This window comes from Dysgonomonas sp. GY75, from assembly GCF_015234155.1.
Taxonomy (GTDB): domain Bacteria; phylum Bacteroidota; class Bacteroidia; order Bacteroidales; family Dysgonomonadaceae; genus Dysgonomonas; species Dysgonomonas gadei.
Map to the genome: position 1 here is coordinate 411617 of NZ_JADCLQ010000036.1, position 13002 is coordinate 424618.

General features: G+C 40.9%; 4 protein-coding genes and 1 tRNA gene. 2 read left to right on the plus strand and 3 right to left on the minus strand.

Annotation, left to right across the window (positions count from 1 at the left end):
• Positions 1–2: 2 nt before the first annotated feature.
• Positions 3–2873: a sugar-binding domain-containing protein gene (locus IR083_RS14075; RefSeq protein WP_194224791.1), complete on the minus strand. Its 2871-nt coding sequence runs from the start codon at positions 2871–2873 to the stop codon at positions 3–5.
• Positions 2874–3081: 208 nt separating this feature from the next.
• Here IR083_RS14075 and IR083_RS14080 point away from each other — a divergent pair.
• A tRNA-Lys gene (locus IR083_RS14080) sits at positions 3082–3154 on the plus strand.
• A 216-nt stretch (positions 3155–3370) separates the two neighbouring features.
• Here IR083_RS14080 and IR083_RS14085 read toward each other — a convergent pair.
• Both IR083_RS14085 and IR083_RS14090 read right to left on the minus strand, forming a co-directional pair.
• Entirely contained in the window at positions 3371–4981 is a 1611-nt protein-coding gene (locus IR083_RS14085) for a RagB/SusD family nutrient uptake outer membrane protein (protein WP_410492872.1), read from the minus strand.
• A 6-nt stretch (positions 4982–4987) separates the two neighbouring features.
• The gene (locus IR083_RS14090; protein ID WP_194224793.1) at positions 4988–8059 is read right to left on the minus strand and encodes a SusC/RagA family TonB-linked outer membrane protein; all 3072 of its coding nucleotides are present in this window, start codon (positions 8057–8059) and stop codon (positions 4988–4990) included.
• Between the two features lie 472 nt (positions 8060–8531).
• On the opposite strand from IR083_RS14090, the gene IR083_RS14095 reads away from it, so the two are divergent.
• Positions 8532–12707: a two-component regulator propeller domain-containing protein gene (locus tag IR083_RS14095; protein ID WP_194224794.1), complete on the plus strand. Its 4176-nt coding sequence runs from the start codon at positions 8532–8534 to the stop codon at positions 12705–12707.
• The last annotated feature ends 295 nt before the right edge of the window (positions 12708–13002 follow it).

The following is a 13002-nucleotide window of genomic DNA, read 5'->3' on the forward strand; positions in this document are numbered from 1 at the left end:
TATTATCTTATAATATTTTTCAACTCATCCGGAGCATCTGTTGTATGTGTATTGATACGCTCGCCTTCATTCCTCAACAAGTCCTCTATAATTGACAGTTGTACTGAATTTTCGGGTACAAAATGAATTGTATTCATATAGTTTATTATCGAATAATACAACTGCCTTGCTACAATACGCTTATCCGGTTCGGTCGTAATATCGGCACTGCATACCATTATTTTACCATTACCTACGTTGGCTTCAAACAATGTACCTAATTTACGGTTGACAAACCAGGTATCGATCGGCTGAATGATCGGCTGGAAACCGGCAGGGAAATTATTCATCTCCATTACCTGCCCTTTTTGCACCAGCTCCCACCACTGCAATCCGGTATAGAAGTCTGTAGGAAAATCTTTAAATACAGGATGATAATTATTTATCAATGAACCCTCTGTATGCGGCGGGCGCATTTTGAACCATGAAGTATTCCAGAACGAAGGGGTCATATATTGTACGACGTCTTTGCCCTGTTCTACTTTTCCGGCTAAAAGCAGGAGGACTTTACCTCCTTTATCCAATACGCTTTTTGTTTGTCCGTCTATCAGGTTGGTTATGTATATATCCGAAGTATCCGCTTCCGGTAACTGTGCCGGATATACCCAGAAATCCCAATTATTGGAAACATCCGTACAATCGAACGATATCTCAAGATTTAGTTTCTGTGCTTTATCGATTGATTGAAGTGCAAAAGAGACTGTGCCCAACTGCTGACAATTACCTATCTGAACATCTTTGGGCGGAAGTTTCCCTTTCGCCAGTGTTTTCCCGTAAGTATCCGTTATACGCCATTTGACCGATTGTTGTCTCAATACATTTTCTCCAAAATGAGCGACCTCGATACGGGCGGTCATTGTCTCGTCATTTTTAAATGTAAATTTATCCATGCGGGACAATAAGACGGTAGGCGCACAAAACTTACGGAATTCGCCGGCATCGATATATCCTTTTTCTTCCCAGAAAGCATTTAATACACCAACCAGAGCGGTACCCTGCCCCGAGTAATCATTCAGGCTTAATAACTGAAATCCTGCATATTCGGGAGTACGCAATGTCTTTTCTATTTCGTGTTTATAACATAATGCCTGTAATTTACCCGAAGCCATCAGGAAATCATGGGCTAAATCTCCCATGTGCCTGTCGGACAAATCTTCACGGAACAGTTCAAAGTTACGGGCACGCATTACCCCTGTATATTTCTTTATCTCCGAAAAGTCGGGAAATACGCACCATTGCCCTGTTTCATGCGACACATAGGGCTGTTTTACAGTGTCTATACGCGATAAGTAATCCGAATTCGATTCCGGTTGATTATCCCATGCAAGCCCTCTGGCCCCTGCTTTCACATGAAACTGATTGCGAGGCTGCCATGCCCAGCTATTCCCCACCGAAGCACCTGTGTAAACACGTCTTGTATCCGTTTCTTTCCAATAATCGACAAACTTACTTACCCATGGCACCCAACGCCCTCGGGGTTCATTGCCTATAGCAAACATGCAGAATGAAGGGTAATTGCCATATTGTTTCACTATACGCTCGGCCTCTTTCCACAGATAATCATCTACTGGACGACCGTCGCCTAAAGACGAGCCATGATTAGGCCAGCTAGGGCCTTCGGGTTGCAAATAAAAGCCGGTTAAATCGGCAGCTTCCATTGCTGCTTCGGGGGGACAGAATGAATGGAAACGCATATGATTAAGCCCGAAACTACGGCAAATACGGAAAACCCTTTCCCAAGACTCCACATCCATAGGAGCATAGCCTGTAAGGGGAAAAACACAATTTTCGACAGTCCCGCGAAGCATGGTCTTCCGGCCATTTACATAGAAATATTTCCCTTCTACCGTAAACTCACGCATACCAAAGCGGACTTCTTTTGTATCTGTTCCTTTCGACGTTTTTAACGAAACGGATAATTTATACAAATTGGGATGAAACTCGTTCCAGCTAAGCATATCATCGCCCATCGACAGTTCCAGTTCCATCTTTGTAGATTTACTTCTAGCTGTATAATTTTGTAAAACCGGCTCTACCGTATGTACTTTCTCTCCGTTGTAACTTTGCGCTTTAAGTGTTATCTGACCTGATGACTGACCTATGATGATGAGTTTTACCAATACTTTCTTATTTTTCAGGTCGGGATATATTTGTATATCGTCTATATAAGTAACAGGTGTGGATTGCAGTTCCAGTTTGCCTACTATTCCGTTCCAGTTTCCTTGTGTCTGGTCGGTTATACTGTGTGAATCTTTGCCGACATCTATATCTTTTGTACGATTGTCGATGCGTAAAGTAATAGTATTACTTCCTGTTTTAAGAAATTTGCTGATATCAAAAATATGAGGAACGGAAAGAGAGTTATCCATACCGACTTCTTTTTCATTGATCCATAGGCGGGATTCCGTATGTGGACGCTCCAAAAACAAAGTAATCCGTTCTCCCTTCCAATCTGCCGGAATAATCATATCTTTCTGATACCATGCCGCACCCACATAATATTTTACAGGAGTAAGCCAAAACGGAAGTTTAAGGTTGTCCGGTTTACGGAATTTTTCCAACCGCGGATTGAAGAAAAACGAACTGTCGTATATACTGGCTGTCCATTGCGTTGTGAGCGTGACATCGTCTCCTTTGTGATTTTCGGTCATGGAGCCCGGCAAATAGATATTATCGTTTAGTTTTTTACTAAACCATTTCTCTTTCTCCCCTATATCAGACCTGTCTATCTGAAACCGCCACTGCCCTTTTAAATCTATCGTTTTATTTTGCGCGTGAGATATCTGGCAAATTAATAAAAATAGCGTACTGAGTAATATGGAAACGTATTTCATGGTTTTTCCCCTGTTTTATATTTTAAGGTAAATTCAGACTATTACATGATACAAAAATACCGTTTAAGGGCATAAACAGGTATGTAATTTCATTCAAATACCTATATATTTTGACAAAACCGGGATAAAATAATCCATATGAAGAATATTTTTTAGAGATTAATTTCCTTAAAAAGAATAATTATTATACTTTTGCACCTACCAAAAAGACTCCGTAGCTCAGTTGGTAGAGCAATTGACTCTTAATCAATGGGTCGAGGGTTCGAGCCCCTCCGGGGTCACTTTTATAAAAGAAGAAAGCGTGTGAATATTAATTCACACGCTTTTTTTATAATATAAAGAAGCACTTATAAGATCTATCGTTCCATATCGTAGATTTTTTGTACTTTGACCAAACAAGGCTGGCTTATTAAAAAAGTCTTGCATTACAATTAAACAAATAAGATATTCAACTGTAATGCAAGGTTTTCAACTAAAGATACTAAAAGGAAGCGATCTTAATATCCTTTATTTTGTGACCAATTGGTATTGGTATTCAGAATATATTTTGGAACAGGGAAGATACGACGATAAAGTTCTGTTTTAGCACTCGGATTGATAATATGCTTATAACCCCAGTCATTTTCAAACTTACCGAAACGTATCAGATCATTACGGCGCCAGTTCTCATCGGCAAATTCACGGGCACGTTCATCAAGAAGTTCTTCCAGCGTTGGGTTTTGTGTAACTTTCGGAGCATGAACATAATCACGGATCTGGTTCATCAGAGACATAGGAGTGTCCCCATTAGTAGCAGTAGCTCCACGTAAAATAGCTTCTGCCTTCATTAACAAGACATCTGCAAAACGGAAGATAGGCACATCATTACTCTGATTACGGCTTTGAGAAGCTGTCGTTTTCAGATCCATGTAGAATTTGATGGAACGATAGCCCTGTGAACGACCACCATGAGCTGTATTGTCAACCGGCATAGTTTCATCCAATTTGTTCAACGTAATATTTTTCGTTAATGTCACTTGTTTTCCGTCAACCATCCAGGGAGTAGTCGTTGCTTTGTAAGTACTCGCAGAACGTATATATAATGGTCCGCCGATAATCTGTTCATTACGATCATCTCCTGTCAGATTGAATTTATCTACAAATTCAGAGTTAACAGCAAAACAACCGCCCACACTACTTGGTAAGTCTACTCCATAGAATTCCTTATTTCCATTACGGTGCGTCCAAAAGCGGGCATATGTCATACCTTGCTGAGTTTCGCGGTCGAAAGGCATAGCATAGATGAAATCTTTGATATGTGCCCCATTTTCGGAATTAAATTTAGACATGTAGCTATCTGTCAAATCAAATTTACCGGAAGCAATGATGTCATCACAGAATTTTACTACATCATTTAACTTGCTGTTAGCCATTGCCGGAGTATAAGTCGCAACATCACCGCAAGTATAAACGGCCCAGTTCAGATAGAGTTTTGCCAACAGGGCATCGGCCATCCAGCGTGTAGGCTTCCCATATGTTGAAATGTCAACATTCGTCGACAATAAATCGATGACAGCCAACAATTCCGATTCTATAAACCGGGCTATATCAGCACGAGGTGAGCGATCTATAGCTTCGTCTTCCGCCAATATACGATTAAGCAAAGGTACATCACCATAGCTATCCATCAATACCCATAGGTAATAGGCACGGACAGCACGGATAGGCGCGGTTACAGCAGCCTCATCACCACCCATTTCGGCAATCAGACCATTACAGGTTGTAATACCCTGAGTGAAATTTTCCCAATAGCCGATTGTAGCATCATCCGGCGTCCAGTTGTGCAGGGCCATGTGATTATAGCGACCATTGTCATAATAGTCGGAACCATTAAAAGAGTAAGACATCGTTTCATCCGAAGACAAAGTCTGAGCGTGATTATAGTCACGTCCCAACGGGCCGCGCATAGCAAAATAAGCATTAGCCGCTTTTGCCTCGGCAGCAGTCTCCGAATCAGGAAATTCCGTATACTGAGATTTGATGTCTACATCGAGATCCGTACAGCTCGCTGCCAAAATCAGCAGGGCAACTGTCATAAATGATTTTATATATTTAACTTTCATATTCATAGCATTTTAGAAATTGACATTAACTCCGAACATAAAGGTACGCGTACGTGGATAAGTCTGACGATTGTCGATACCCGGTTCGATACCGCCCAGATTCACTTCCGGATCAAGGCCTTTGTAACCTGTAATAGTAAATACATTATTACAAGTAGCATAAACACGAAGTCCTTTGATGTAATCATTCATTCGGCCAAAGTTATACCCCAAAGTAAGTGATGACAGACGTACATAGCTACCATTTTCCAAATAACGATCAGAGGGTGCATGAGAGTTATTATCAGTTACCGGATTCTCTTCTGCAATAGAGGCCAATACATTCTTACCTGCTGTCACATTGCCGATATTGCTCAGGTAGGCACGCGAAGCATTCAGTATCTTATTACCGAATACACCTTGGAAGAATGCGGTCATTGTCCAGTTTTTATAAGTGAATGTGTTGCTCCAACCCGCATTTAGTTTCGGTTGAGCCGAACCTGCTTTAGCCCGGTCATCGTATAAAGGTTTGCTGGTAGTCACATATTCTCCGGTTTCATTATCGATATAGCGGCCGTCCTCTTGCTTTGTTACTTTACCTTCAAAACCGCCCTGATCTTTGTAAACTTCAGTCAGACTGCTTTCACTATATACATAAAAGTTAGAAACTCCATCTTTAACTCCGGCCCATTTCCAGAGGTAGAACTGACCGATAGGAGAACCTTCCATCACACGTTGGTTAGTTGCTGTTGAAAAACCTGCCGCATCCACATTCGCTTTATCGAAATAGTCTACCGAGAATGTACTGTTGGATAATTTAACAACCTTATTTTTATTGTGGGAAAGATTCAATGAAGTCTCCCATGTGAAGTCATTTGTTTTTACCGGCATTGCATTGATCGTTAACTCAATACCTTTATTACTTATTTCGCCGACATTGGTAGTCAACCAGTTATATTGATATTTAGTAGTTGACACCGCATAGTCGGCAATCAGGTCTTTCGTACGCTTATCATAATACTCGATAGTACCGCCCAGACGGTTATTGAAGAAACCAAAATCTAATCCTATATTGAACATACCTGTACGTTCCCATTTCAAGTCCGGATTAGCGTTGCGGGTAGCACCGAGTATATGAACCTGCTCCGATTCTCCAGTTGAAGTCAAATGGTCGTACCATCCGGTTGCCCCATAAATCTGAGTAGCCGTAAATACATCGAAACCTAATGAATTACCACTGACTCCATATCCCACTCGTAGTTTCAGATCATCAAATATATTAAGATCTTTAATAAAACTTTCCTCCGAAATACGCCATGCTCCCGAAAAAGAAGGGAAAGTTGCCCATCGGTTGTTATTCCCAAAAGCTGACGATCCGTCACGCCGGACAGTTGCCTGGAATAAATATTTGCTGGCATAAGAGTAATTAAGACGACCATAGAACGAAATCATACGCAAGGTAGAAAGTGCCCAGCCACCCAGACCATTCTTATCAATCTTATTTGCCATTCCCATATTATGATAAGTCAAATCATCATTATAATAATCATAAGTAGTCAATTGGAATCCATCATTATCATTTGATTCTTCCCATGAATAACCGCCCATTAAACCAAGTTTATGAACATCTTTGAATGTTTTGTCATAGTTCAGGTATGTCTCAAAAACTTTCTTTTTATTCGTTACAGAAGAACGTTCCGCCTTACCATCCATACCATTGGCTATCAATGATTTGGTAGAATTATAATTGCTATAGATATTCTGTTCATTCTGATAGGCCAGACTCAAATTATAAACCAGTCCATCTATGAGTTTCAACGAAGCCTTACCATTCCCCTGAATACGTTTACTTTCTGTATCATAGATATTTTCATTGATCAAAGCTACCGGATTATAGTTTTGGGAAATACCACTATTTTCGTACCAGCTACCATTATCATTGCGAACAGGAACCAATGGAGAGTAATAATACATGGCATCCAATACGCTCTTTCCCTGAGTATCCATAGGAACAGTGTGGTTGTTAGTTACACTCGCATTGATATTGAATGACAGAGTAAGTCGGTCTTTTAAGCCTTTTGACTGAACAAACGCACGTCCAATCAGTCGATCCATATCTGTACCTCTGATCACACCCTGACGTTCCATATAGTTGATACTGGTATTGTAAGAAGTCTGTTCGGTACCTCCACTGATAGAGACATTATGGTTGTGGCTGAAACCTGTACGTTGTACTTCATCCTGCCATCTGGTATCCGCTCCTAAATCGTTGACCAGCTCGATACCTCCCGATTGTGCATAACTACGAAGTTGCGCGGCATTCATCACATCATAATTCTTCATCACATTATCCACTGCGACATAAGCACTGTAACTGATGTTTGTATGTCCTGCCTTACCTTTTTTAGTAGTAACGATAATAACTCCATTAGCCGCTTTCGAGCCATAGATAGCAGTTGCCGTAGCGTCACGAAGAACATCGATACTTTCAATATCGTCCGGCGAAATCAGGGATAAAGACATTCCCGGGATACCATCAATCACATAGTAAGGTTCCATAGCTGCTCCGGTACGTAAAGTAGAAGCACCACGTAATGTGATGGAAGGGGCAGCATTGGGGTTACTACTTTGGGTTATTGTCAGTCCGGGTACTTTACCTTGCAGTAACTGCGCCGGGTCCGAATAAACTCCGACATTGAGTTTGTCGGCGCCAACGGTAGTGATAGAACTGGTCACATCTTTACGCGTCATGACACCATAACCAACCACCACGACCTCTTCCAATGTCTTGGCATCTTCTTCCAAAGTAATATTAATTACATTCTGAGTTACTTTCACTTCTTGTTTGGTAAAGCCAATGAAGGAAAAGATCAGGGTTTGCCCTTTTTCCGCTTCTATTGTATATTTACCATCCACGTCAGTAATGTAACCAGTTGTAGTCCCTGCCACTACTACATTGGCGCCTGTCAGTGGCTCTCCGGTCTTATCTGTCACTGTACCGGTCACCTTGTTCTGGGCAAATGCCAAGGCACTACTTAGCAAGAGCACAACAAAGAGCATTCCTCGTGTAAATGTTCTTTTTCTTTTTATTTGCACATTCAGCATAAAATAAAGTTTTAGTTAGAAATTCAGTTCCTATTTTCCTATGTATCTATAAGTATTGTTCCAATTGCAGAAATATGATTTACCTGTATACAGACATATCCCCAAATGTTACAACACAAATTACGGTTATTTGATCAGTTATTTAATTGAAGAGTTAGACAAATAGTTTTCACAGTATATCACGAATAAAAAGTGTTGCAAGAGGTACAGAGTATCTTTACTGTCCTTCATAATAAGTATCAGTTGAAGGGTAAAACGAAAATGTCTTAGCTTCCATAGTATTCTAGATTTTAACTACAGCAAATTTAAACCAACAAAACAATAAACAGGGGGAAAATGATGCAAAAGAAGAGGAAAATAGTGAAGTTAACATTCCGGATACCCGCAGAGGGTATTAAAAATAAAAAATAAAGTTGTACCTTTTCCGCACTAATCGCACCTAACGAATAGAATACTAAAGCCGGGAATTATCATGAAACGACATATATTACTAGCCTTCGCTTGGTTAATACAAGTATTGGCGCTTTTCGCTCAAAATACTGACCGTTTTTTCGACCAATACAACTTCAAGTTCATAACAGAAAGCAAAGGGCTGCCTTACAGCTTCGTGAGCGATATTTTCAAAGATTCGGATGGATATATCTGGGTTGCAACACATCATGGGATAGGAAGATATGACGGTTACGAATTTCTGAATTACGACGCACAAGCTACACCTATACATCTGAAGAACAACTTCATACACAAAATATGTGAAGACAATCACAAACGGCTCTGGGTTGCCTCCGAAGGAGGAATTGATATCATTGACCTCAATACATATTCTTCCGTCGAACTGAATCTATCCCCTGACAGCCCGTTGAAACAACTAATGAATGAATATGTCAGCACGATTTACAAAGACAAACAAGGTGATTTATGGATTTCCGGTAGCAAAGACCTGTGGTGTATAGAACTGGATGAGAAAGGAAATATCAAAACCTATTATCGCCTGAAGAATGCTTCCGCTTCACCTGTGCATGCCATCCTTGATATAGGATGGGCCATCTGTGCAGGTATAGACAATGAAGTATGCAGTATAGAGAAACAACCCGGTAATCTCCTGAAAACAAAAATCCTATCCGATAGCCTGACCTCCTTTAGTGAAGACTGGCGTATTTCATGCATGGAGGCTGACGGCGAATATCTGTGGATTGGTTCGAACCGCGGAGTATTCAAGTATAATCATACAAAACACAGTCTGAAAAGATACCGTTACTCTACACATCGTTCAGGGATGTTGAGCCAGGCATATATAACAGACATCAAACTGACCGACAAGGAACATTTAATTGTATCTACTCTTAACGGACTGAATGTCTATCATAGAGATACGGATACTTTCTCTTTTATCCGCCAGACCAGCGAACAAAATCGCGCTACAATCAACTGTAATGCCATCAACTGCCTGCTCACGGACGGGGAGATAATCTGGCTGGGAACAGAAACCGGAGGTGTTAATGTGCTTTCCCCGAAACGTCTGCAAACCGAACTATGGTCGTGCGAAACTTCTTCTGCCAATATGGATACTCCTACTCCTGTAAATGCAGTGGGTGAAGATAAAATTGGTAATCTCTGGATGGGAATGGTGGAGCATGGGTTAATGAAATGGAGTAAGGAAAATAAGGTCTGTACTCATTATCTTTTTTCACCCAATGATATCACTTCCATTAGCAATAATACGATTAATGGAATCCTGATAGACTCTGACAACTATTTATGGGCATATACCTGGGGAGTCGGCATAAATGGCCTGGACCTGAACACTCCAAATAATCGTAGCTTCAAACGCTATACCCGTGAGATCATCCCCGAACTGGAAGGCGATTTCATTAATAGTGCCTGTGAAGATAAAATTAATCATGGGATCTGGTTTGGGTCTACCCGTGGAGTACATTTTTACGATAAACGAAAAAACACTTTCACCAGAATATTATTCGATCAGTCCGATAACGAATTTGAGGCTATACACGCCCTTTTAATCGACCGGAAGAAACGTTTGTGGATAGGAACAACCCAAGGGGTCTTTATCCTCGACCTGCCATCTTTTGCCAAGTCCAATAAACGATTCGATTATAAATATCTGAAGTATAAACTGGACAATCCGGAGTCAACGCAACTGGAAAAGATAAACAGTATAATAGAGGATAAAAACGGTACAATCTGGCTGGGGGGTAATGGAAGCGGGTTATACCAACTGACAAATGACAAAAACAATCATTTCATCTTCAAAAATTATACGACAAGACACGGACTGCCTAACAATACGATTATCGGTATGGCAGAAGACGGACAGGGAAACTTATGGCTGGCAACCAATGACGGAATTTCACGATTGAAAATCCAGTCGATGACATTCAGTAATTACACGCAAGCTGACGGATTGCCTGCTACTCAGTTTTATTGGAATGGCATCCATTATTCGGCAATACATGATTTTATATATCTGGCTACGATAGACGGCATGGTGGTTATCCATCCCGAAAGTGAAACTTTATTACCTCCCGACTCGCAAGTAAAATTCTCATCTCTGGCAATCGGGGGAAACACTATTTATCCATCCAGCGGCAATTATCTCGAGACAGACATAACCTCTGCTTCTAAAATCTTTCTACATGAAAAGGATAATCGTTTCTCCATCGGCTTTACTACACAGGATTATGGGAACAGTAGCCGTATCCGCTTTGCATACCGGCTAAAAGGGTATGAGGAAGAGTGGAACGAAACGCAACCCGGAGAGCATCTGGCACGATATACTTCCATACCTTCCGGAAACTATACATTACAGGTGCGTGCAACAGATGAACTGGGACGCTGGTCCGACAAGATCACAGAAATAGAAGTGGATATTACTCCTTATTTCTATAAGTCCGGCTGGTTCTATCTGTTACTTATTGGAATCGCCTGTTTGTCAGCCTATTTATTGTATAAGAGAAAAATCCGGACTTACCGTGAACAGAAAGTACGACTGGAAAGGAAAGTCAAACAACGCACACAAGAACTGGCAGTGCAGAACAAACAATTGGAAGCTATGGCACAACATATAAGGGAGATTACGGAAGAAAAGATATCTTTCTTTACCAATATTACCCATGAGTTCCGTACACCCGTCACGCTTATTCATGGCCCTATCGAACATGCCCTGAAAGAAGCAAAAGACGAAGGAATAAAAGCACAATTGGAGATTGCCGAACGGAACTCCCGCTACTTACTCTCTCTGGTTAATGAACTAATGGACTTCCGAAAGCTGGAAATGGATAAAGTTGTATTGGATAAGCGCACGGAGAACTTTCCAGATTTCATGTCTGAGTTGCTTCTGCCTTTCAGAGTCTTTGCAAAAGAAAGACATATAGATATACAAACCTATTTCCGGCTGGATGATCCTTTCCTGATCATCGACGCCGCATATATGCGTAAAGTGATGGTAAATCTGATTTCGAATGCCATCAAGTTTACACCGGACAATGGACGTATCAGCATTTTTATAGCATCAGTCAAAAGACACGACAGGGAAAAGGCTCTTTATATAAACGTACGCGATACAGGACATGGTATCGTGACAGAAGACATGGAAAAGATATTTGACCGCTTTTATCAGTCCAAAAAAGTGCAGAAATACCCTGTTTATGGTCAAAGCGGTACAGGGATCGGACTTTTCCTTTGCTGGAAAATCGTAGAACTGCATGATGGGGAAATATGGGCGCGTAATAATCCGGATCAGGGAGCCTCGTTCCGCATACTGATGCCACTAATTCCTGCCGGAGATATAGAACTAACTGCGGAAGAAGAGTTGAAAGCACCGGTAAACAATTACCGGCTGAATATATTACAACCGGCTGACGGAACAAAGAAAGAAACGATTCTTATCGTAGAAGACAACAAGGATATGCGTTCATATATCCGTATGCTACTTGAGGGTGATTACCGTCTGTTCGAGGCCGAAGATGGAAAAGAAGCCCTGCAGATTGTACAGAAGCATACCATTGACCTGATTGTTTGCGATCTTATGATGCCTGTAATGGATGGCATGGAACTATCACGGCACATCAAAGAGAATCTGGCGACTTCACATATTCCTGTCCTCATGCTTACAGCAGTCCGTTCGGAACTCCAGGAAAAAAGAAGTTTTGAAATCGGCGTAGATGAATATCTCTGTAAGCCTTTCGATGAAGAGGTGCTACGGCTCCGTATCCGTAATATACTCAACTTGCGGAATAGGTACAAAAAGATGTTTTCGGCAAGCAGTAATGTGGAAGAATTACACGTACAGGAAGAATCGAGGGATAAGACATTTATTACCAACGCCGTGAACCTGATGAAAGAAAATTATGCTGATCCGGAGTACAATCTGGAATGCTTTGTCCGTGACATGGGGTACAGCAAGACTTTGGTAAACAAGAAAATGCAGGATCTGACAGGACAACCCATCGGGCAATTCATGAAGAATTACCGGTTAAATGTATCGCAAAGAATGCTACAAGAAGGTCCGGGAGATATAAATGTCTCTGAAATAGCTTATGCCGTAGGATTCAATGATCCAAAATATTTCACAAAATGTTTCAAGGAGTTTTTCGGATATCTGCCAAGTTCTAAACTTAATAAAAGATAAGTATTTCGTAGGCTCTACCGCATATTTATATATAGCTCTCGTTAGAGTTGAATAAATGCTTTGATAAGATCTAAACTGAACATAAATAGTAAAGTGTAAATTCTCCACTTTACTATTTTCTGCCCAATCTTTCTTATTTTCCTCTTTTCTTAAAGGATAAGCCACTAATTTTGTATATCACCCTAAACAATGAATACTATGAAGATGGAGTCTAAGTTCTATTTACTCATTTTGCCTGCTTCCTGCCCGTCAATCAACAGGACTATTGCTGATTCGAAAATCTTAACAGGCATTG

Bases quoted from the DNA above. Each gene is read 5' to 3' on its own strand.
- IR083_RS14075 (WP_194224791.1), bottom strand. From the start codon at position 2,873: ATGAAATACGTTTCCATATTACTCAGTACGCTATTTTTATTAATTTGC.
- IR083_RS14085 (WP_410492872.1), bottom strand. From the start codon at position 4,981: ATGAATATGAAAGTTAAATATATAAAATCATTTATGACAGTTGCCCTG.
- IR083_RS14090 (WP_194224793.1), bottom strand. From the start codon at position 8,059: ATGCTGAATGTGCAAATAAAAAGAAAAAGAACATTTACACGAGGAATG.
- IR083_RS14095 (WP_194224794.1), top strand. From the start codon at position 8,532: ATGAAACGACATATATTACTAGCCTTCGCTTGGTTAATACAAGTATTG.